Raw genomic sequence first — 21,533 nt, 5'->3', positions numbered from 1 at the left:
GCGGTTCAGCCGCGGTACCGGCCGCCGCCATAGCGTCCAGGCGTATCGCCGTTTTCCACTTCGTTGGCATCGCAATCCGGCGGCAGGCACCGCCGCTCTGCCGCTTCCTGCTGGAGCGTTTCCGCCGGTTCCCAGCCATCCTCCATCAGGGTTTCCGGACGCGGCGGTGGCGTATCCCCTTGGCGCAACTCAGTACGCGAACCGGTTCGCGGAATCAGGCGCAGAAGCTTCCCCGCCAGAGCATGTGCCGCCTGTCTGGCGGCTGCCAATGTGGTATGGCCTGCCAAAACCATAAGCGTAGTCCTCAGATGCGCCAGCCAGGCGGGCGCGGTTTCGATCCGCTTTAGTTCTGCCGGTGCGGGCGCGGTCTGACCCGCCAGGATGCCCCAGCAACATAGTCCCGAAGTTCAGCTGCCTCCTGTTCCGCGGTCAGCAGCCGGTAGCGGGTGACGTCCAGAATGCTGATCACCGCAACAGGTTCCCCATCCTCAGTAACTGGAATATGGCGCACATGGTGCTTTGACATCAGCCATTCCAGCCGCTGCACGGACTGGCGGGCATCGCAGGAAATGACGGGGTGCGTCATCACGCTCCGCACCCGCAAATGACCGGGCAGCTTCTGGTGGGCCTCAAGATAACGCACGATATCACTGCTGGTCAGAATGCCGGCCATCGACCGCTTGTCCGAGGACACCAGCAGCGCTGAGATAACCTCCTGCGCAAGCAGAGCGATGGCCACATCCATGGGTGAGACTGGAGCAATCCACTGGATATCCGTTTCCAGTTCATCAAGCAGTCTGCGAATTGTCATGGTGATACCCCTTTCCGAAAGGGTTCAGCCGGAACAGGCTGCAGGAACGCCGCCGCACCAGCTGCTACAACTCTGTCACCGGGTCTTCCAGAACTCCGGCAGCGACCGCATCCGCCATTTCCTCGTCATCCACGAAACCGTCCGCATCTGCATCAATTTCCGCAAACAGTTCGCTGGTCACGCCGGAATAGACAGCCTGCAGTTCTTCCAAGGACGCCTTGCCGTCGCCATCTGTATCAATTCCGGCACTCATTGCATTGGCCGAAACTGCCGCCAGGGCCGCGAGAAGAGCGCCTAAAGCTACTCTGCTCATGTGTTTCTCCATCAGAAACCCGGCAACCCGTCATGAGCTGCCTATCGTTGACATGGGAGCGGCAAGCGGTAAAGGCAAGGGACCAAAGTAAACTTTTAAAAAAGCAAATTCAGTTACTTATCCAACCCCGCGCAAACCCGTCCCCTTTCCACATCCCCTAGCTGTCCACCAGACTCAAGCCAGCGGCCACAACAGCGGGATCAAGAGCACGGTAACCGCGCCTGTGACTATGTTCATTGGCACGCCGATACGCAGGAAATCCGCGAACTTGTAGCCGCCTGCTCCATAGACCAGAGTGTTTGTCTGATAACCGATCGGGGTGGCGAAACTGGCGGATGCCGCAAACATCACCGCCACGACAAATGGACGCGGATCCACTCCCAGGGCTGCCGCAAGCCCCGCTGCCAGCGGCGTCATGATCACCGCAATCGCGCTGTTGGTCAGAACTTCGGTCAGCACCGAAGTTACGGCATAGACAATGGCCAACGCCACCCATGGCCCTGCCAAGGCCATCCACGGTTTCAGCGCTCCAACAATCAGCTCGACGGTGCCGCTGCGGTCCAATGCGCGGCCGACAACAAGCATTGAAACAATAAGGATCAGCAGACGACCGTCCACCGCCGAAAACGCCTCGTCCGGCTCGATGCAGCGTGTCAGCATCACCAGTGCCGCTCCAATCAGCGCCAACGCTAGGATCGGCGCCGCATTAAACCCAGCCAGCACCACAACTCCCAGCAGGATCGCCACTGCCAGCGGCGCCTTGCGGTGCCGGAAGGCACGGGCCTTCCGCTGCTCCAGCCTCACTAGGCTTTGCTCCAGAGCTAGCCGCTGAATGTCAGCAAGCGTTCCCTCCACCAGCAACGTGTCCCCTACCCGCAACACGGTGTTTTCCAGACGCCCCCCGGCAGAGGCGCCTTTTCGGTGCAGCGCCAAGGGATAGACCCCAAACCGCCGCCGCCAGCGCAGCCGCCCCAAGGTGCGACCCACGGCCTTTGACCCCGGCCCCACCAGCAGTTCAGCAGTTTGTGACAATCGGGTGCGGCCGCTCTCTATGTCCGGAATCCCGGCTCCCCGCGCGGTTCCTTCGCTGAAGGCCATCAGTGCGCTGTCACGGGCTTTCAGCACCACAATATCTCCGGCCTCCAGCCGTACCGCCGCCAGATCGCGGCGCAGTGACGCATCGCCGCGAACCACGTCTATCACTCGCGTACCGCCCCGTGTCAGCTCCAGCGCCGTAAGCGGTGGCGCGCCAATCAGCGGCGAGCCCGCTGGGATGAAGACATCCACCAGCCAGCTCTTCGCCTCCCGCTCAGCCGTCTGGGCAGTAACCGTTACCCTCTCCGGAAGCAGATGCCGCCCCGCCAGAGTCAGGAACCCGCCCCCCGCCAATGTAACCGCAAGCCCCAGCGGCGCAATCTCGAACAGCCCAAACGGAACCATCCCCAGGCCACGGGCGACCCCGTCCACCAAGAGGTTGGTGGAGGTGCCGATCATAGTGACCGTGCCGCCCAGAATCACAGAATAAGACAAGGGGATCAGCAGCTTGGACGGGACCGTGCCGGCCTGCCGGGCGAGGCCGATAGCAACCGGGATCAGCACCATTACCACCGGCGTGTTGTTCAGTACCGCCGAAGCCGCAGCCGCCGTGGCAAAGAAAGCTGCCACCGCTAGGACAGCATGGCGTTTTGCCATCCGCGCCATGAATCTGGTCAGCCCTTCCAGCACCCCGGTCCGCACCAGCGCGGCACTCAGAATGAACATGACGCCAATTGTTGCCGGTGCCGGATTTGCCAGTGCCGCTAGCACATCCTCCGTGCTTACCAGTCCCAACGCCAGCGCGGCGCAGGCCCCGGTGAAGGCCACCAGATCCGCAGGCCACCGCTCGCTGGCAAAGGCAGCAAAGACCATTACCGTCAATGCCAGCGCCAGCGCCGGAGCAAAGTTGCCCGGATCTATGAACACCGCTCAGCTCCCCTCATGCCTGCGCCCTCCAGACATAAACCGCAAACCCTGCGAGCAGGCACAGCCCGGCAATGCGGCCCAGATACTGCCCGCGCATCAAAATCAGCATCAGGAGGACAGATACCGCTGCCATTACCGGCAGGTCGAAAACCAGGAACCGCAGGTCTACCGGTATCGGCACGGTAACAGCAGTCAGTCCCAGGATGCCAAGCGCATTGAAAATATTCGACCCGACAATATTGCCCAAGGCAATTTCCGGCCTCCGCCGATATGCCGCCACCAGTGTTGCTGCCAGCTCCGGCAACGAAGTGCCCACAGCAACCACAGTAAGGCCGATATAGGCCTCTGGTACCTCAAGGCCCCGCACCACTGCCACCGCGCCGTCGACCAGCAGCCGGGCACCGGGCAGCAGCAGCGCCAACCCTGCGGCAGCAGCCAGCAGCGGCCGCCACAGTCCATTCGCGGTTTCCGGCTTCGCATCCTCGAGCGCTGCGCCTGCACGCGCGCTCTGGTACGCCAATGCCAGATAGGCCGCCAATGCAGCACACAGGACCGCCCCCGCAGCGCGGTCCACTTGTCCTTGCCAGAAAGGCACAAACAGCACCTGAGCAGCCACAGCCATGACAACTGCATCCCACTTGGGTACAGCATGTGCCAGCGGGATCGGCCGAACCAAAGCTGCAAGCCCCAGGATCAGCAGAATGTTGCTGATATTGGAACCCACTACATTGCCAATGGCAATGTCCGGTATGCCGCGCTGAGCGGCATCCAGAGATACCAGAAGTTCCGGCATGGAAGTGCCAAACCCAACTACGGTAAGCCCAATTAGAAACATCGGCAGGCCTAGTTTTTCTGCAACGCCTGCCGCTCCACGCACCAGCAATTCGCCGCCAAGAAACAGCGCTGCCAAACCCGCGGCCAGGCTAGCAATATCCATCCAGCTCATAGTCTTGAACTCCGCAAGACAGGCCCCTGCCCAGACTCGGGTGTGACCGAATGCGGAATTCCGGCGCTGGCATCCGCAGACCTGTTTCCACATTCATTGTCCTGAACCTTCGCATCCCGAATCCGGGCTCATTGACCCGGCGCTGCCATGGCAGAGCACAAGCCCACGCCGGTTTACCTTCCGCAGATGGGATGCGGCAGCCGGTCCTGCAAGAGAACCCGCTAAAGGGCAGCGTCGCGTTCTCGAAAATCCGGCCAACAGAAGAACCTCTGTTTAACCCCGCAAATTTGGGTCGCAAATTCTTTTAGATCTTTGGCCCTTTGCGCCGGTCCCCCGCCTTGGTTGCCTGAAGCTGATTTCCGCCCAGCCAGCCAGTCTGGATTACAAGCAAACCTGTCGCGCAAACCCTTTTGTTCCTAAAGCGGGCACCAGCAGCAACTAGCCGATGGCGCCCAGGCCATTGCCCGCCGTCAATGAATCTTCGGCTGCGATCCGCCACCGTCACGTTGCGGGAAATTGGTCCCGCAGAGACAAGGTGAACATCATGACCGATCCAAGATCCACACCGAAGAAGCCCAAGCCGGCGCCGGCAAAGCCGGCGTCTGCCTCCGGAAAGCCTGCCCAGTCCGCATCGGACTCCGGAAAGAAATAACCTGCAGTCCTGGGTGTCAAAAAATGAGTACAGTAACCAGTGCAGGGATGTTGGCCGCAATGTCCCTGGTTTTGGCCAGCGGCGCAAACGCGCTTACGATCACCAACACCAGGAGCGACTCAGTAACTGTCACCTTCAGTTCCGGCAGCGATAGTTTTGAGATCGCACTGGACCCGGGTGAATCCGCAACTGAAGCTTGCGGCGAAGGCTGCCTGCTAAAGCTTGCAGACGGAACCGGGCAAACGTTCCATCCCGATGATCATGTTTTGATCGAAGAAGACGGGTTCGCAACCGCTGAATGACAACGACTGATGAAGTTCTAGGGCTTAAAAAAATCCGGGCGCCTAATCTGTCGGCGCCCGGACCTTTGTTCGGAACTAATTTGCCGCCTATCCAGCCGCTGCACCCTTTCGGTCCGCAGCGCGCTGCAGCGCTTTACGCAACGCCTCACTGGCAGTGTCGAGCCAGATGAAATCCAGCTGCTTGCGGGTACTTTCGGGAATGTCATCCAGGTCGCGCCGGTTGCGAGCCGGCAGCATCACCCGGGTAATCCCCGCTGCAGCCGCGGCCAGTACTTTTTCCTTGATCCCGCCCACAGGCAGCACAACCCCGCGTAGCGATATCTCTCCGGTCATCGCAGTATCGTTGCGCACAGTACGGTCCAGAAACAGGGAAGCCAGCGCGGTGTAAATCGCCACCCCGGCGCTGGGACCGTCCTTTGGCGTGGCGCCGGCGGGCACGTGGACGTGAATGTCAACGCCGTCAAAGCTCTTGGCCTCCAGACCCAGACTCCCGGCCTGGGACTTCAAAAGCGACAACGCGGTCTGGGCGCTTTCCCGCATCACCTCACCCAATTGGCCAGTGAGGATCAGCCGCCCCTTGCCCGGCGCTCGGCTGGCCTCGATAAACAGGATGTCGCCTCCGGCAGGCGTCCAGGCTAGCCCGGTGGCAACACCTGGCGTACTGATGCGCAGCGCGGTCTCATTTTCAAACAGCGGCGCACCCAGCGCGGCCTCCACCTGATCCACCCCAAGCTTGTTTTTCGCGGGCTTGCCTTCAGCATAGCGCACAGCTGCAGCCCGCAGGACGGCGCCGATCTGACGTTCCAGCTGGCGCACCCCGGCTTCCCTGGTATAGCTGCGGATTATCAGCCGCAGCGCCGGCGGTGTGAACCGGAGGCGCTCGTACATCAAACCGTTGGCCCTCAGTTGCCGCGGCACCAGATAGCGCTTGGCGATCTCCAGCTTTTCTTCTTCGGTGTAACCCGGCAGGCTGATTACCTCCATCCTGTCCAGGAGCGGCCGCGGAATGCCTTCCAGCATGTTGGCCGTGATCAGGAACACCACTCGAGACAGGTCGAAATCCACCCCAAGGTAATTGTCGCGGAATGTGCTGTTCTGTTCCGGGTCCAGCACTTCCAGAAGCGCTGCCGAGGGATCGCCCTGGATACCGTGGCCCAGCTTGTCGATTTCATCCAGCATCAGCACGCAATCTCGGCTGCCGGCCCGCCGCACCGCCTGAATAATACTGCCGGGCAGCGCCCCGATATAGGTGCGCCGGTGGCCGCGGATCTCGGCCTCGTCATGCACTCCGCCCAGGCTGACCCGGCCAAAGGTCCGCCCCAGGGCGCGCGCAATCGACTGGCCCAGGGAGGTTTTTCCAACCCCTGGCGGCCCGGAAAAGCACAGGATCGGCGCCCGGCTTTCCGGTGACAACTTGCGCACAGCCAGGAACTCGATGATCCGCGCTTTGACTTTTTCCAGCCCATAGTGGTCGGCGTTCAGGATGCCCCGCGCCTGGATCAGGCTAACCGGCCGGCCGCTTGGCGCCTGCCAGGGCAATTCCACCATCCAGTCGAGCCAGTTTCGCAGAACCGCCCCTTCCCCGGCGGCATCGGAAAGGCGGGCATAGCGGGTCAGCTCCTTGCGTGCCATTGCCTCGGCTTCCGGCGGCATACCGGCCCGAGTGATTGCCTCGCCCAATTGAGCAATCTCCTCCGCATTGCTGCCGTCCTCGCCCAGCTCATGCTGGATTGCCGCCAACTGCTCGCGCAGGATTGCCTCGCGGTGGCGTTCGTCAAAAGCGGCACGCGTCTGTTCGCTGATCTCTCGGGTGATGCGCAGCACTTCCAGCCGCCGCGCCAGGATCTTCGACACCTTGTCCAACCGGGCAGCAATATCGACGGTTTCAAGGATCTCTTGCCGATCCTCAATTGGGATGTCGGAATAGGCCGCTGCCAGATCCGCCAACGCCCCCGGCTCGGTGGCTGCTTGGGCCGCGTCCTCCAACCCAGCGGGGCTCTGCGGCAACAGCGACAGCAGCTCTGCCGCTTGGCTTCTGAGATGCAAAAACCGGGCCTCGACCTGCGGCAGATGGCTGGTCACATCTGGCAGGTTCAGCACCCGGCCCACCGGAAACGGCGGCCCCTTCAGCATCTCGACCAGCCTAAACCGGGCCACTCCCTGGCAGATTATGTGATGCGCGCCGTCGGGCGAAGTCATCAGCCGAAGGATATTCGCAGTGCAGCCAATGCGAAATAGATCCTCCGCCCTGGGATCGCTGACCGCCGGGTTGCGCTGCAGCAGCAGCCCTACAGGCCGCGACTGGCGGATCGCCTGCTGGATTGCCGCAATGGATTTGGCTCGCCCGGTAGAGACAGGGAAAACTGTGCCGGGAAAGGCGACCACGTCGCGCACCGGCAGCAGAATCAACCCGTCTTCCGGCAACGGAACGTTCTGCATGTCCTGCAGCTGGGCCATATCAGAAGCGCTGGCTTGGTTCATGCCGTCTCTCCCTCTCCGCTCTTGCACAGCCGGATCAGCAAATGCCCCCGCACCGTCTGCCGCTTGACGGCATAGGTGCCCGGCGGGATCGGAATGCGCCGTTCGAACCGGCCAAAGGGCAGCTCTAGCCGGATCACTGTGGCATGGCACAGCTCCGGCGGCGGCTCCCGCCGCCCCCGGATGATCAGTTCGTTGTTTCTGATGCGCACCTCAACGTCATCGGCCTTGGCGCCTGGCAACACCACATAGACAAGCAGCTCGTCGTCGGTTTCCAAGAGATCCACCGGCGGTTCCCAGCAGGGCTGCCCGTCCTGCAAGGATGTGAGCAGAAACAGCTGGCGGCAGAACTTCTCTGTCGCCGCAAGCTGCGCCATCGCTTCGGAAAGCAACATGTTCTCAGGAGGCTGACGGTCCATGCTTCACCAAAGTTTATCCTAGTTTCCCTTACCCGGAGTTTCTGCCGCAGGCCTCAGAGCACCCGCCTGCCAAGCGCTGGGTCAGGTTTTCCTCCGCCAGGGGTCCTGCGCGATGCACCAACCGGCCAGCACCATGATAGCCCCACCGCTTAGAACCGCCGTCCATGCAACCGGCTCATTGTCAGTAAATCCAAGTGTCCAAGGCGAGAGGACCAGCCAAAGACCAATTGCCACGCAGCCCCATTCCTCCCAGCTGTTTCCTGTGTACTGGGCTGCGGCCGCCAGGACTGCGGCTGCCGATCCGGCTGCGATGAAGCTCCAGCTGACCGGGATGGCCAAACCGCCGTCGGCTAGCCCTGAATTATGAAGCCACGGCGTGACGGCGAGCCAGCAACCCAAGGCGGTGATGATCCAATTCTGCCAATGCTTGCGTATCATCGGCACGTCCTTTCCCCAAACGGCAGAAAACTGCCTTACCTCCAGTCTGCCGCATCGGCACAGGATTTCATTGACAGCAGTCAACCCGCCGGACCGCAGACCCTACGCTGCCTGACTGCCAGCCGGGTGCTCCGGAGCCTTTCCATCGCGGCGCCCTGCCGGCTGATGCCCCCACGGCGCAGGCTGAAACCGCGGAGTTTCCGGCAATCCCTGCCAGTACCGGGCCATTCGCCCGGCTTCTTCGTGGTAATCATCCATCATCTTCTGAACATGGCGCCATTGCACCATCTGGATCTCGTCAAGACTGATGCAGCCCAGTATGCAGTGCTGCGTTTTGAAGTTTTCGTCGAGACGGGCCATGGTGAAACTGCAGGCCTCCCCCCAGACTTCGGCACAGACCTGCATTGCCTGCGCTACCGGCAAAGGGACCGTTCGATCCGCAGCCATGGCTGGTCGCTCATTCTGAAATTGCTGACTGGACACTTTCATGACACCCTCCGTGGTTTTGCTCCGCAATAGTATGAACAAGGCCACCCAAACCACATCCCTGCCGGCGGGGCATTGACAGCGGTCATAGGCCGACCGGTTCCTGCCCTGCCCGGTCGAGCTCCAGCAGGTTTTGGCTGATCAAGCGCCGCTACTGGAAGCTTCGCTGGCGGCAGACGGCGAGTGCTTCACAAGTTCGGAATTATGCGGAAGCGATCCACCTAATTCTGCCTTCCCCTCCCCTGCACCATGCTCGCTCCGCGCAATCTGCTGCAACACACCCATATTGCTGATCGCAGCCTGTTTCGGGGTCAGCATAACGATGGCTTGGCGCTGCTCCAGTTGGCTCAGCGCCCGGCACAGGGTCTCCACCGTCATATCCAGCAATGAGGCCAAATCCCGGCGCCGCAGGTCGATAACTACAACCTCACTTTGGCCGCAGCCGCCCTGTTCAGCACCTGCCTCCTTAGCTTGGCGCAGCAGCCAGCTGGCCACCCTGCATAATGTGCCGCCGCTGCGCAGCAGAACTGCCCAGTCCCACTGTGCATTCAACTGGCGGGTGGCAGCGGTAAGCAGCGCCTGGCTCAGCTTGGGTTCCTTCTGCATCAGCGCCTCCAGCGCAGGCAGCGCTATCCAGCAAATTTTGACATCGTTCGCGGCATCCCAGGCGACGCCCGGCCGCTCCGGAAACACCGGACCAACCCATTCACCTGGATGCAGCAGCTGCAGCACATGCGCCGCGCCGGCTTCCGTAATGCTTACGACTTTCACCGCGCCTTCCACGATGATGCCGCCGTACCCGGCCTTTTCGCCCTGCGGCACAATCGTTTCCCCCGCCCGGAACCCGGCCAGACGGGCCCGGCTTGAAAATGAAGCAGAGACCTGCTCCCCCGCTGCTGCGCAAATACCCAGGTGGCTGACCGGGCACGCCCGGCAGCGCCCTGCAGAAGCAGTGGCTGTGAATTTCCCGTAATGCATTCCGGCTCTCCCCCCAGACAGGATGAACCAGGCAGACACGGCGCGACTCACCGGCGCAGCGCTGCCAGCGGAGTGCCAGTCTGCGCCTGCCAGCCGCTTTGAGGAAGAGACTGTTTTGTAAAGAATTGTGCGCAACGCGTTCCCGGAACAACGGAACATTCACCGCAATTTTCTGATCCGCGGCGGGCAGCAGCCCGCCTTTCCCCCTTACGGCCTGCTATCCCCAATGCCCGCCGCGGACCATTGCCGTGCTCAGGCTGGTTCAGCCGGCACTGACTTCAATTGTCCGTTCTGCGGCAAGCGCTGTTTCCGATTTGGGAAGCGTCACCAGCAGTATCCCATTGGCATAGCGCGCCTCAATACGGCCTTCATCCACATTGTCCGGCACCCTCAGTAGCCGCTGGAATTTCCCCCAGCGCCGTTCGCTCAGGTGATACCCTTTGCCGGCCTCATCCTTTTGCTCAGTCTTTTCGCCCTGAATAGTCAGGGTTCCATTGGCCAGTTTGATGTCGATATCTTCCAATGCAACACCAGGCAGCTCTGCCGAAACCTGGTAGCCATCTTCTGCTTCAGTCACGTCAATGGCAGGGAACGGCTGCATCACGCGGCCCACAGGTTCCCCGTCAGAAAAGCCGCGTTGTAGCATATTCATCGGCTCAAGGGCCGCAAACATCCGGTCAATCTCGTCCCGCAGGCTGCTGAAGCCCATCCAACTTGCTGGTAAGGAGGCGTCTGACCTGCCGGCTGGAAGTTTCGATGTCTTGGACATACCCAAAGCTCCTCTGTCCGATTGATCCTTCAGCCGGTTGTCCTGGCCGGATTTCCCGGCTGAAGGAGGTTCCGCGTCAGCCGGAAAGTTCCGGCTGCATCTAGCCGTCATGGGGACAAGCTGCGTACCGCACATATGTCGCAGATTCCCGGCTGTACGGCATTGATGGCCGTCAATCGCCCCCCGGCGCCGGTGTGGCACAGTTGCGGAAGGACCGGAGCAGCGGAGGCGCTGGCATGGAGTTCAAGGATTATTACCAGGCGTTGGAGTTGGAGAAGGACGCCGGCAGCGAAGAGATCAAGCGAGCCTACCGCAGACTGGCGCGCCAGTTTCATCCCGACATCAACGCCTCTCCCGAGGCCGAGACGCGGTTCCGGGAGATTACCGAAGCTTACGAGGTGCTGAAGGATCCAGAGCGGCGCGCCGCCTATGACCGGCTCTGGAACCAGCAGCAACAATCCTCCGGCGGGGCCTTCACACCGCCGCCAGGCTGGCAGCAGGGGTTCCGCTTTACCAGCGGCGGCACTGATCGGGGCGAAGTTTTCAGCGACTTCTTCGAAACCCTGTTCCGTCGGCCCTCGCCCTTTGCCAAGGCAAGGCACGAACGCAGCACCAGCCAGCATGCCCGCATCCGGATCGATATCCCGGACGCCTACACTGGCGGCAGCCGGGTGCTGACGCTGCAGACCCCTGTAGCAGTCGAAGATGGGACCGTACAGCTGAAGTCCCGCGATATCCCGGTCTATATCCCCAAGGGGATTGTGGAAGGCCAGCACATCCGTCTGCCCGGCCAAGGTCCGCAGTCTCCCGGCGGTGGTCCGCCCGGCGACCTTCTGCTGGAAGTGTTCTTTGCACCCCACCCGGTTTACCGGGCCGACGGCAAGGATCTGTACCTCGATCTGCCGCTAGCGCCTTGGGAGGCGGTTCTCGGCGGCAAAATCCGTATGCCCGCGCCAGTTGGCAGCCTCGCGGTGAAAGTGCCGCCCAACGCCCGCAATGGCCAGATCCTTCGCCTTAGGGGCAAGGGGCTGCCAGGATCGCCCTCCGGCGACATCTACGCCACTCTCAAGATAGTAAACCCGAAGGTCACGACCGATGCCGCTCGCAGACTGTTTGAGCAAATGGCCCGGGAAATCCCGTTCAACCCGCGCGCCAGCATAGGGGGATAAGCGCATGAAAACCACCGCACCGGAAAGCCAGATTCTCGACAGTCTTACCCTGCAGCAATTATGCCGTTTTTGCCGCGCCGAAGAGAGCTGGGTCGTGGAACTGGTGCAGCAAGGCGTCCTGGAACCCGAAGGCACCGGAGCGGCGAACTGGCGCTTCCACGGCCTATCCATAACCCGCGCCAAGAAGGCGCGGCGGCTCAGCTGCGATCTGGGTATCAATGCCGCCGGCGTGGCACTGGTGCTGGACCTTCTGGAGCAGCGGGAACATCTCCTGCGGCAGCTCGGCCGGTACGAAAACCTCTGACTGGCGGTTCGCGGGCTGTTGACGGCGGTCAATGCCGTTTCGGCCCGGAAGGTTATCCTCCCAACGTTCAGTACAGGAGTGCAGCTATGATAGTCAGGCAGGCCATGTCACGTGCAACTGCGACCGCTGGGACGAATACTCCCATCCGCAGTATCGCGCGTATCATGCAGCAGCAGAACACGGGTGCGGTTGTCATCGGCAGCAGGGACTGCCTGCTAGGCATTCTCACTGACCGGGATATAGTGATCCGGGTGCTGGCAGCCGGCGGCGACCCCGCCACGGTGACCGCCGGTGAAGTTATGACCCGCAACCCAGTCTATTGCAGTGCCGATGAACCTTTGGATGATGCGGTATTTCTGATGGGGATCGGGCGGTTCCGGCAAATGCCGGTGCTGGACGGAAAGGGGCGGCTTTGCGGAATGCTCCGCCTAGGAGGCGAGCCACAACGGGCGGCGCAGGGCCAAGGGAGTGAATCCGCGGCATGATTTGCCGGGAGACACAGGTGTCATACCAGGAACGGCATCATCGCGCTAGCAAAGCTGAGGACCAGGAAAAACCCGGCCATGTCGGTGATCGTGGTCAGCAACGGCCCGCTGGCGGCAGCAGGGTCCTGGCCGGCACGTTTCAGCACCAAGGGAACGATACCGCCGATTGACACAGCCACAAAAGTGTTCAGAGCCAGCGCCCCGCCGATCACAAGCCCCAAAAACGGATTGCCCTTCCAGCCCCAGGCCACAAGCCCGATCAGGATACCAAGAACAATCCCGTTGATCACACCAACTGCCGCTTCTTTCTTCCAAATACGCCAGACATCAGCGGGACGTGCCAAACCCAGAGAAAGCTCGCGCATGCTGACTGCAACAGCCTGATTGCCGGAGCAGCCGCTCATGTCCGAAACCATTGGCAGAAAGACAGCAATAGCAATCACCGCCGCCAGGGTCTCCTCGTAGGCTGCAATAACGCTCGCAGCGATGACGTTGAGAACGATATTTGCCGACAGCCATTGCAGTCGCCGGCGAGCGCGCAGTTTCAACGGCATCGTCCGCAGTTCGTCTCCAAACACCCCTTGCCGCCGCAGGTTCTCCGTCTCAGCCCGCGAAAGCAGCGCCTCATCCACGGCAGAGCGCGAGACCACACCAGCCAGCACACCGCCCTCCTCCACAATCGGAAGCCCCAGAAACGGATGTTCATTGAAAATATCCTGAAGCTCCTCCAGCGGCGTGTTGGCCGGAACAGTCAGCGGCGCTGTCATGATCTCCGTCAGGCTGGCCCCCCGGCGGGTAGTCAGCAGCCGTCGCAGCGAAACCACTCCTACAGGAACGCCGCTGGAATTGACCACATAGGGGTGCTGACCACGATACCGTTCGAAATCCTCGGAATCCGAAACGAAACGCCGCAAGACATCGCCGACCTTGTCAGATTCCTGAAACGTGAAGGCCTCTGCTGCCATAAGACCGCCGGCGACGTGGCCTTCGTAACTTGAAAGACGCCTGACGTCAGCTGCATCAGCCGGCGTCAAACGAGCCAGAATAGCCTCCGCCTCCGTATCATCAAGACCGCCGATCACATCGGCCCTGATGTTCGAACCCAGTTCATCAATGATCCCGGCGGCGGTCCCGGATTCCAACCCCACCACGAGGCTGGCAGCCAGCTCGTTCGGGGCTTCCTCGACGATTTCCGCAGCCCGCGCAGCAGGAAGCAGCGACAGCGCAAGGCTCCGGTCCTCTGGCGGAAGGTTGGTCAGCTCTCGCAGCGCATCACTAAGTGCAAGCGGCTCCAGCACCTCTGCCAGCGCCGCACCGTCCCGCTCCGCCAGTGCCCGGTTGAGCCGATCTTCGGCCTCGTTCACGTTGCCGGGGTCTGTCCTGGTATCGGCCATGTTTTTCTCATTCTGTCTGAGCGGCAGCGGAAACAAACCATCGAAAGGCAGTGCCGCCCGGCTGCAACTTCACCACAAGGCTTCAGTCTGCTGCACCGGAAGCCGCAAGGCCGCGTTAGAAATCCATACCGTCCAAGCCACCCGGATAAGCGGAGTGCGCTGCCGCCTTGGGATGGTCCACCACCACCGCTTCGGTGGTCATCATGAGACCGGCAACCGACACTGCGTTTTGCAAGGCGATCCGCACCACCTTGGCAGGATCCACGATCCCCGCCTCGAACATGTCGGCCAAACAGTCATTCTGCGCATCGTAGCCCCAGGCGGTGTCGTTCTTCTCCAGCAGCTTGCCTGCGATCAGCGCTTCGTCCTTGCCCGCATTACGGATAATCCGGCGCACCGGCTCTGCCGCCGCTTTGCGGATGATGGCAATGCCAGCCCGCATATCGCCGTTTGCGGCTTCCAGCCCATCCAGCGCCCGCGCCGCATAGAGCAGCGCTGCGCCGCCGCCCGGCACAATCCCTTCCTCGGTCGCCGCGCGGGTGGCATGCAGCGCATCCTCGATCCGGTCCTTGCGCTCCTTAACCTCCGCTTCGCTGGCACCGCCGACCTGGACAATCGCGACACCGCCGCTCAGCTTCGCCAGCCGCTCCTCCAGCTTTTCTCGGTCATAGTCAGACTTTGTTTCTTCGATCTGCTGCCGGATCGCTTTGCAGCGCGCCTCTATTTCCGGTTTGGCACCGCCGCCGCCGACTAGTGTGGTGTCATCCTTGCTGACCATAACCCGCGCCGCCTGCCCCAGCATGTCCAGCGTGACATTCTCTAGCTTCATACCCAAATCGGCGGAAATGACTGTGGCTCCGGTCAGCACTGCAATGTCCTGCAGCATCTCCTTGCGGCGGTCGCCAAAACCGGGCGCCTTCACCGCAGCGCATTGCAGGCTGCCGCGCAGCTTGTTGACAACCAGAGCCGCCAGTGCCTCCCCATCCACATCCTCGGCAATCACCAGTACCGGCTTTCCGTGTTTGATCACCGCCTCCAGCACCGGAATAAACGGCGCTAGATTTGAGATTTTCTTGTCAAACAGAAGGATGAACGGCGCTTCCAACTCCACGCTGAGGCTGTCCGCCTCGGTGATGAAATAAGGGGAAAGGTAACCGCGATCAAATTGCATTCCCTCCACCGTTTCCAACCGGGTTTCGCGCGACTTGGCCTCCTCGATGGTGATCACCCCGGTTCTCCCTACCCGCTCCATCGCTTCGGTCAGAATTTGCCCGGCCTCGGTGTCGCCATTGGAAGCAATGGTTGCAACCTGTGTGATTTGCGCGCTGGTGTTCACCGGGCGCGACAGACCCGTCAACGCTTCCACCAAGGCTTCGGCGCCGCGGTCAATTCCGCGCTTCACGTCCATCGGGTTCATCCCTGCTGCAACCGCCTTGCAGCCTTCGCGCAGGATGGAGCGGGCCAGGACAGTGGCAGTGGACGTGCCGTCGCCTGCCAGCTTGGCAGTGCGCTCCGCCACTTCGCGGATCAGCCGGATACCAGTGTTTTCCACCAGGTCCGGCAACTCAATGGACTTGGCAACGGACACGCCGTCTTTGGTCGAGCGCGGCGCTCCAAAGCTTTTTTCGATCAGCACGTTACGGCCGCGAGGACCCAGCGTCGCGTTCACCGCATCGGCAAGAACATTTACACCGCCCAGCATACGGTGCCGGGCGTTCTCGGAAAAAATGATGTCTTTCGCACTCATGGGACTGATCCAGCCAAAAGTTGTCTCGTCCCGCGAAAATGTGCCATGCGCCTGATCTGTAAAAGCGCTTCAGTGATGATTTTTTCTCACCGATGTTATCGAGTATTCGAATACATCATATTTTTCAGTGCCCTACACGCCACCTACCGCCTCATCCCGCTCCACGGTTCCGCCACCGAGGGCATACTGCCGCAAAAATTGCACCGCCTGCCCCGCATACTCACCGCGTTGACCTTCACTGATCACGGCATAGGCCGAATAGCCAAACCGCGGCGCCCCTTCGATCCGGCGCAGCCAGCCCGCCCTCAGATCCGCCGCAACCAGCCGTTTAGGAAAGTAGGCGGAGGCCGGCACGTTCCGCAGGTGCTGCAAGGCCAGCGTTCCGATATCCAGCTGCAACCCCGGCGTGCGAATGTCCGGCAAGACCAGCAGGTGATCGGCGCGAAATTCCGGCCCCCAGTCGACCAGCACATACTCGGTGCCGAACGGATCCGTGCTGGTGTCCGGGTCGCTGCTGACCAGCACAAATTCATCCTCGAACAGCTGCTCCACCGCCAGCCCCGCCGCCGCTTGAGGACGGTAGGCGACCATCAGGTCCAGTCCGCCTTGGCCGAACAGTTGGACAAGAGCGTCAGACGCCATGGCTGATGCCCGCACTGCCACTTCTGGGAGCGCCCGCCGCAGACCCGGCAAGGCTCCAGTCAGGAACCCGTCCCACAGGCTGGGGGGCGCCCCGACCGCCAGCACCGTCTCCATCCCAGCAGGCAGCGCCGCATCCAGTTTGGCCTGCATCCAAGTCCGCGCCAATGTCTGCGCATGGCGCTGAAAATGCCGCCCGGCCTCTGTCAGCGCTGCCCCAGTCTTGCTGCGGTCAAACAGGCTCCGCCCCAGCTGCTGTTCCAGCGCACGGATGCGCAGGCTGACGGTCGACTGAGCCACATGCACCCGCTTGGCGGCCTCCAGAAAGCTGCCGGTTTCGGCCACAGCCAGAAAGGTCCGTGCCAGTTCGATATCCATGGCTCATCTCCAATGCGGGCGATACAGTCTAACAGAAGCTTCCCGTGTCCCGAAGCGCGGAGACACAAGTCTTGCCCGCCATCAATGAAACTTCCGGCAAATGGCTCATACTGGTGTCACCGCGGCGAAAGGCGCTGCGGTGCGTTCGGGAATCCAGCCATGAAAGACACCACACTCAGACGGGAAATCATCGAGGAACTGGACCTCGTCCCCAGCATCGACGCGGCCTCAATCGGCGTCTCCGTGGAGGATGGGATCGCGACCCTCACCGGCCATGTTCCAACCGGCGCGCAGAAACAGGCAATCGGCAAGACCGTCAAACGCGTCAGCGGCGTGCGCGCTGTCGTGATGGAAATTGAAGTGCGGCCCATCGGTGAGCATCTGGACGCTGACGATGAAATCGCCAGGCGTGCGGTTGAGGCACTGCGCTGGGGCGACTCGGTCCCCAAGGACACGGTCAAGGTCGAGGTCGAGCACGGCGTTCTGACCCTCACCGGACAGGCCGGCTGGAGCTTTGAGAAAGCCGCGGCCGAACGGGCGGTTCAGAAGGTTTCAGGTGTAAAGCAAATCATCAACCAAATCGGGATCACCTCCGCAGTCAGCCACACAAACGTTCGGATGAGCATTGAAACCGCCCTGCGGCGCGACGCCGCCAGGGAGGCCAAGGGCATTCAGATCAATATCGACGACCGCGCGGTCACATTGACCGGGCGAGTGCGCACCGAGGCCGAACGGGATGCCGCCCGACGAGCTGCCTGGGCGGTGCCTGGCGTCAGCAGCGTAGTCGACGGTCTCAGCGTGGAACCGTGATCTACCCAACTCAGAGAAGGTTCGCACAATGAACCGCGCCCATTGGCAAGACTGCGTGAGTTTCACTGCTGGCCTTTGGCTTTTACTGGCACCGCTTGCCTTCCGCATCGACTGGCCTGTCGGCCTTGACCTTACGCATATCGCCATGAACTCCCTGGCATCCGGTCTAGCGGCAGCGGCACTGGCCATGCTGGAAATGTTTGTCTTTCTCAGATGGCTGGAACTGGCCATCACGCTGCTTGGGCTTTGGGTAATCTGGGCGCCTTGGATGCTCGGGTTCTATCTGGTTCCCGCCGCACTGGCCCAATCACTGGTCTGCGGCTCTGTGCTGGCGCTGATGGGAGGCTTATCACTGCTGCAACCTACTTGGGACGACATGCCCTGACCCTTTTCGCCATCGGGCAGCGGGCCATGGGAGACAATAGCCCTATCAGTCTTGTCAGCAGTCAATGCGCGCTTCGCAAAACCGTTCAAGATAGTTCTGGAGAGGCGAATAGCGAGGATGCCATGCCCGCACCGGACACGATACGTAAAGCAGCTTGCCAACCCCAAGGCTCCCTTCAGAAGCCTACCGCATCCTGTTCCACGCTTTTTTTTGCCGCCTGCCCGCATCGGATCAGAGAGTTTGCAGCATGGCACGACAGCCCCAGCACCGCTGAATGCGCTGGTTCCGGAGAACCTCATGAACTCGGACCGCAACTGGTATGTCATCATCAATTCGCACCGTGCGCGGATCCTGCAGGGGTTGCCTAAACCCCATAGCCCCGCAGGGCTGGAGATTGTGCTGCAGGCTCCAGAACGGCACGTCCGCGGCATCATCGCAGGCAAACCCGGGCACGCCTTTGCCCACAACGGCAGCGGGCGCCGTCCGGCCACGCAATCGCACCACTCGCCGCAGCGGGCCGACCAGTGCGAATTCTTGCGCGATGTGTCCGATTTCCTGAACTCGGCGCTACGTGATCAAAACTTCGACAAGCTTGTATTGTTTGCTTCGCCCAGCATTCTGGGTGTATGGCACGATGAAGTGCCAGTCAGTCTGCAGGCAAAAGTGACACTGGAAATTGCAAAGAACCTGGTCCGCCTGCCCTACCATTCACTGGCTGATGCAATTCGCGAAGCACTCTCCTCCTGAAACACTGCACCTCTCTTCATGGCCGTTGATGGCCGTCAATGCACTTTGCGGTGCAAACTGCCAGACTGCTGCCGCCGCCGCCCGCTACACGGGCTGCGCGGCAGAGCGAATGCCCTTGCAACCCTGTTCCTAGCGAGGCCGCGGGCATTCCGGCAGGCCGGATCCGCCCCGGCGTTCCGGCCTGCGTCTTACCCCTCGGCCTTTCCTGCTGCCAATAGGGCCCGGCGGACCGCCCGCGCCAGCACCTGCAACGAATAAGGCTTAGCGATCAGCTCGGAGCGAACCATAAACCGCCGCCGCCGTGGCACCATGCGCGAAGCATAGCCCGAGGTCAGCAGAACCCCGACCCCCGGAAACCTGCGGCGCAGTAGCAGTGCCAGGTCATAGCCCGAAAGCCTGCCCGGCATCACAACATCGGAAAACACCAAGTCTACCGGCTCCCCCTGTTTCAGCAGCGCTAGTGCTGCCTCGCCGTCGGGGGCCTCCAGAACGGCATAACCTAACACCTCCAGCCGCTGCAGGACCGCTTCCCGCACCAGCGGGTCGTCTTCTACGACCAGGATCAACTGACCTTCTCCAAAGGGCAGATCCGCATCCTCCCCGTCGTCCGGATCCTGCGCCACCTCAAGGGTGCGCGGCAGGTACAGGCTGACCGTGGTCCCTTCCCCTGGTAGGCTGTCCAGCAGCAGGAAACCACCCGCTCGGGCCACTGTCATCCCGACGCTCGTCAGCCCCAGCCCGCTGCCCGCACCGGTTGGTTTGGTGGTGAAAAACGGCTCCATCGCCAGTTCTGCAACTTCGGACGGCATTCCGCTGCCGGTGTCAGCAACGGAGATACGCACAAAATCACCAGGCATCGCACCGGCTATTCCGGCAGCCTCCGCAGCCGTCAGTTGAACATTCTTCGTGGCAATCGTGACCTCACCTCTGCCCTCAACCGCATCACGCGCATTTACTACCAAGTTTAAAATAGCACCGTCCAACTCGCCTGGGTCGGCTTTTACCGGCCAGACATCCGCGCCGGGATGGAACTGCAGCCGGGTATCCTCACTCAAAACTCTTTCCACAACCTGCCAAGTGTCGGTGATATGCCGGTTCACTTTAATAACAGCAGGTTCAGACCTCCGTCCGCCCGCCAGTGCCAGAAGCCGCTTATTGAAGCTGGCTCCCATCTCCGCCGCTTCGCTCGCCCGCCGCAGCAATTCGCGCGAGTCCTCATTCCGGATACGGAACGCCGCCAGCTCCAGATTGGCGAGGATCACCGTCAGCAGGTTGTTGAAGTCATGAGCGATGACACCAGCCAGCCGCCCGATGGTTTCCAGGCGCTGCCGCTTGGATTGCTCCGTCTCATAGTCACCGTCCGCCTCCGCCGCCTCGCAATACAGGCTGAGCCCCGCCACGGCTCCGTCCAGGTCTGCTACCGGCTCTATCCGCCACCGCAGCACTACCGTCCGTCGACCGCCCGCCGCAAAACTATCCATTCCTGCGCTGCCACTGCCCGTCTCCAGCGCCCGGCGCAGGGCCGAACACCAGGCCGCGGGGCTGTCTGGACGCAGTTGCTGATGCCGCACCCCAGCAAGGTCGCGGACGCCAAACCCGTGCAATCGCGCCCAGGCTTTCGACCACGCGGTATAACGAAGATCCGCGTCGAGAAACGCTAGTGCCGCCGGTGCAGCTGTAATGAACTGCGCCACTCCGCCGCTGCGGGATGCAGCCTTCTGTCCGGTAGATGGCTGTCTCTGCTTGGCCATCAACTGCGCTCCGTTCTGTGCCTCCGGATATTACCACAGCAATCCGCCTCGAGGGAGCAGCACAGTCGCGAGGGGTCAGATTGACGGCAGTCAATGCAGAAACACACCAAAGTGGCAAAATCACTAGGGCGGCAGAAGGCCGCGGTTCAAGACAAGAGGATGAACCAATGAAACGGCAATTGAGTAAACAGCACTGGCAAGACTGGATCACGCTGATTGTCGGGATCTGGCTGATACTGTCCCCACGGCTGCTCGGCTTGCCAGACGGTGGTGCGGAAGCGACAGCTGGTATTCCAGCTGCAACCTGGAATTTTATGATCATTGGCGCCGTTGTCGCGGTCCTTGCAGCCTTTGAGCTGTTCGCCTTCCGCGAATGGGAAGAATGGATTGGCGCAGCGCTCGGCGCCTGGCTGGTGATCTCACCATGGGTGCTCGGGTTCCAAGCTTCCTTCCCCGCAACGGCGAATACCGTGGTCAGCGGTCTGATAGTCGCCGCTCTCAGTGGCTGGACCGCCATCGAAGTTTACCGCGGCGGCCACGCTTAACACATCCCAGCACCAGCCTGCCGGACAAAATGTCGGCGGGCTGGCTTCTGCGTGCCTGCCGATATTGAAGGGGCCCGCTATGGCTCAGAAAATCCTTGTGGCAACAGACGGCTCCAAAGCTGCGAAGCGGGCAGTTCAATTTGCTGCAGGCCTGGCTGCGGGTCTGGAGGCAGAGCTGATCATCCTGCATGTCCTGCTGCACAGCCGACGCGCAGAAGAATTTATGAATCTGGCAGAGGCCGAGCACATCGTGGACCACGTAGCGGGAGAATTGGCGCTCACCAATGTGCCTGAAAACATCAGCCAGCTAATTAGTGAAACCAGCCGTGCCGGCACCAGCGCGCAGGCCGTGACCGCAATCGGACGGCTGATCCAGCGATGGGCCGAGAAATCCGCCCGCGCCGCAGGGGCCAGCAACATTCGCACCCTGACCCTGCCCGGTGATTACGCCGAAGAAATCCTGAACGTCGCCGAACTGGAAGGGTGCGACATAGTCGTGGTCGGGCAGAAAGGGCTGGGGCCGGCGCGGCGATTTCTGCACGACAGCGTCGCAGATAAGGTGCTGCGCCGTGCGCAATGCACAGTAATCCTAGCCCGCTAAAACTAGACAACGCAGAAAGATCTG

The 21,533-nt window shown here is 61.5% G+C and carries 24 protein-coding genes; 9 read left to right on the top strand and 15 right to left on the bottom strand.

What is annotated here, in order from left to right; translation table 11 throughout:
* Positions 1-5 precede the first annotated feature (5 nt).
* The 5 genes from A9D60_RS26560 to A9D60_RS10045 form a co-directional block, all read right to left on the bottom strand.
* Complete coding sequence (locus A9D60_RS26560) at positions 6-146, bottom strand: hypothetical protein (protein ID WP_158509287.1); 141 nt, start codon at positions 144-146, stop codon at positions 6-8.
* 197 nt (positions 147-343) lie between these two features.
* Positions 344-811 (bottom strand): CBS domain-containing protein, encoded by a 468-nt coding sequence (locus A9D60_RS10060; RefSeq protein ID WP_083194148.1) that lies wholly within the window; start codon positions 809-811, stop codon positions 344-346.
* 64 nt (positions 812-875) lie between these two features.
* Positions 876-1,124, bottom strand: a complete 249-nt coding sequence (locus A9D60_RS10055; protein ID WP_065267453.1) for a hypothetical protein — start codon at positions 1,122-1,124, stop codon at positions 876-878.
* 174 nt (positions 1,125-1,298) lie between these two features.
* Entirely contained in the window at positions 1,299-3,086 is a 1,788-nt protein-coding gene (locus tag A9D60_RS10050; protein WP_065267452.1) for an SLC13 family permease, read from the bottom strand.
* Between the two features lie 13 nt (positions 3,087-3,099).
* Positions 3,100-4,032, bottom strand: a complete 933-nt coding sequence (locus A9D60_RS10045) for a calcium/sodium antiporter (protein WP_254656664.1) — start codon at positions 4,030-4,032, stop codon at positions 3,100-3,102.
* Between the two features lie 675 nt (positions 4,033-4,707).
* Between A9D60_RS10045 and A9D60_RS10040 the strand changes: the two genes are divergently transcribed.
* Positions 4,708-4,986 carry a hypothetical protein gene (locus A9D60_RS10040; protein ID WP_141117885.1) on the top strand — a complete coding sequence of 93 codons (279 nt, stop codon included), beginning with the start codon at positions 4,708-4,710 and terminating at the stop codon, positions 4,984-4,986.
* A gap of 87 nt (positions 4,987-5,073) precedes the next feature.
* On the opposite strand, the gene lon is transcribed toward A9D60_RS10040, so the two are convergent.
* The 6 genes from lon to A9D60_RS10010 all read right to left on the bottom strand — a co-directional run bounded on the left by lon (position 5,074) and on the right by A9D60_RS10010 (position 10,554).
* The gene (gene lon / locus A9D60_RS10035) at positions 5,074-7,467 is read right to left on the bottom strand and encodes an endopeptidase La (protein ID WP_065267450.1); all 2,394 of its coding nucleotides are present in this window, start codon (positions 7,465-7,467) and stop codon (positions 5,074-5,076) included.
* A complete protein-coding gene (locus tag A9D60_RS10030; RefSeq protein WP_065267449.1) occupies positions 7,464-7,883 on the bottom strand; it encodes an Hsp20/alpha crystallin family protein in 420 nt (139 codons plus the stop codon). The genes lon and A9D60_RS10030 overlap by 4 nt, the downstream gene beginning before the upstream one ends.
* Positions 7,884-7,964: 81 nt before the next feature.
* Complete coding sequence (locus tag A9D60_RS10025; RefSeq protein WP_065267448.1) at positions 7,965-8,321, bottom strand: SPW repeat protein; 357 nt, start codon at positions 8,319-8,321, stop codon at positions 7,965-7,967.
* 102 nt (positions 8,322-8,423) lie between these two features.
* Positions 8,424-8,768: a hypothetical protein gene (locus tag A9D60_RS10020; protein WP_141117884.1), complete on the bottom strand. Its 345-nt coding sequence runs from the start codon at positions 8,766-8,768 to the stop codon at positions 8,424-8,426.
* 180 nt (positions 8,769-8,948) lie between these two features.
* The gene (locus A9D60_RS10015; protein WP_065267446.1) at positions 8,949-9,785 is read right to left on the bottom strand and encodes a Crp/Fnr family transcriptional regulator; all 837 of its coding nucleotides are present in this window, start codon (positions 9,783-9,785) and stop codon (positions 8,949-8,951) included.
* Positions 9,786-10,047: 262 nt separating this feature from the next.
* A complete protein-coding gene (locus A9D60_RS10010) occupies positions 10,048-10,554 on the bottom strand; it encodes an Hsp20/alpha crystallin family protein (protein ID WP_065267445.1) in 507 nt (168 codons plus the stop codon).
* A gap of 236 nt (positions 10,555-10,790) precedes the next feature.
* On the opposite strand from A9D60_RS10010, the gene A9D60_RS10005 reads away from it, so the two are divergent.
* The 3 genes from A9D60_RS10005 (at position 10,791) to A9D60_RS09995 (ending at position 12,512) form a co-directional block, all read left to right on the top strand.
* Positions 10,791-11,723 (top strand): DnaJ C-terminal domain-containing protein, encoded by a 933-nt coding sequence (locus A9D60_RS10005; protein ID WP_065267444.1) that lies wholly within the window; start codon positions 10,791-10,793, stop codon positions 11,721-11,723.
* 4 nt (positions 11,724-11,727) lie between these two features.
* Positions 11,728-12,027 (top strand): chaperone modulator CbpM, encoded by a 300-nt coding sequence (locus A9D60_RS10000; RefSeq protein ID WP_065267443.1) that lies wholly within the window; start codon positions 11,728-11,730, stop codon positions 12,025-12,027.
* A gap of 86 nt (positions 12,028-12,113) precedes the next feature.
* Complete coding sequence (locus tag A9D60_RS09995; RefSeq protein WP_065267442.1) at positions 12,114-12,512, top strand: CBS domain-containing protein; 399 nt, start codon at positions 12,114-12,116, stop codon at positions 12,510-12,512.
* A gap of 20 nt (positions 12,513-12,532) precedes the next feature.
* On the opposite strand, the gene A9D60_RS09990 is transcribed toward A9D60_RS09995, so the two are convergent.
* The 3 genes from A9D60_RS09990 to A9D60_RS09980 form a co-directional block, all read right to left on the bottom strand.
* Entirely contained in the window at positions 12,533-13,906 is a 1,374-nt protein-coding gene (locus A9D60_RS09990) for a magnesium transporter (RefSeq protein ID WP_065267441.1), read from the bottom strand.
* Between the two features lie 115 nt (positions 13,907-14,021).
* Positions 14,022-15,653, bottom strand: coding sequence for a chaperonin GroEL (gene groL / locus A9D60_RS09985; RefSeq protein ID WP_065267440.1), 1,632 nt, complete (start codon positions 15,651-15,653; stop codon positions 14,022-14,024).
* 132 nt (positions 15,654-15,785) lie between these two features.
* The gene (locus A9D60_RS09980) at positions 15,786-16,670 is read right to left on the bottom strand and encodes a LysR family transcriptional regulator (protein ID WP_065267439.1); all 885 of its coding nucleotides are present in this window, start codon (positions 16,668-16,670) and stop codon (positions 15,786-15,788) included.
* Positions 16,671-16,829: 159 nt separating this feature from the next.
* Between A9D60_RS09980 and A9D60_RS09975 the strand changes: the two genes are divergently transcribed.
* The 3 genes from A9D60_RS09975 to A9D60_RS09965 all read left to right on the top strand — a co-directional run bounded on the left by A9D60_RS09975 (position 16,830) and on the right by A9D60_RS09965 (position 18,612).
* Positions 16,830-17,480, top strand: coding sequence for a BON domain-containing protein (locus A9D60_RS09975; RefSeq protein ID WP_058288124.1), 651 nt, complete (start codon positions 16,830-16,832; stop codon positions 17,478-17,480).
* Positions 17,481-17,535: 55 nt separating this feature from the next.
* Entirely contained in the window at positions 17,536-17,865 is a 330-nt protein-coding gene (locus tag A9D60_RS09970; RefSeq protein WP_175392931.1) for an SPW repeat domain-containing protein, read from the top strand.
* Between the two features lie 297 nt (positions 17,866-18,162).
* The gene (locus tag A9D60_RS09965) at positions 18,163-18,612 is read left to right on the top strand and encodes a host attachment protein (protein WP_065267437.1); all 450 of its coding nucleotides are present in this window, start codon (positions 18,163-18,165) and stop codon (positions 18,610-18,612) included.
* 188 nt (positions 18,613-18,800) lie between these two features.
* On the opposite strand, the gene A9D60_RS09960 is transcribed toward A9D60_RS09965, so the two are convergent.
* The gene (locus A9D60_RS09960; RefSeq protein ID WP_083194144.1) at positions 18,801-20,363 is read right to left on the bottom strand and encodes a PAS domain-containing sensor histidine kinase; all 1,563 of its coding nucleotides are present in this window, start codon (positions 20,361-20,363) and stop codon (positions 18,801-18,803) included.
* Between the two features lie 167 nt (positions 20,364-20,530).
* Here A9D60_RS09960 and A9D60_RS09955 point away from each other — a divergent pair, with 167 nt between their 5' ends.
* A complete protein-coding gene (locus A9D60_RS09955) occupies positions 20,531-20,908 on the top strand; it encodes an SPW repeat protein (RefSeq protein ID WP_065267435.1) in 378 nt (125 codons plus the stop codon).
* A 79-nt stretch (positions 20,909-20,987) separates the two neighbouring features.
* Positions 20,988-21,509 (top strand): universal stress protein, encoded by a 522-nt coding sequence (locus tag A9D60_RS09950; RefSeq protein WP_065267434.1) that lies wholly within the window; start codon positions 20,988-20,990, stop codon positions 21,507-21,509.
* Positions 21,510-21,533 lie beyond the last annotated feature (24 nt).

The organism is Leisingera sp. JC1 (genome assembly GCF_001679925.1).
Lineage (GTDB): Bacteria > Pseudomonadota > Alphaproteobacteria > Rhodobacterales > Rhodobacteraceae > Leisingera.
Note: the sequence above shows the minus strand (reverse complement) of the source record. Positions and strands in the feature narration are given on the sequence as shown.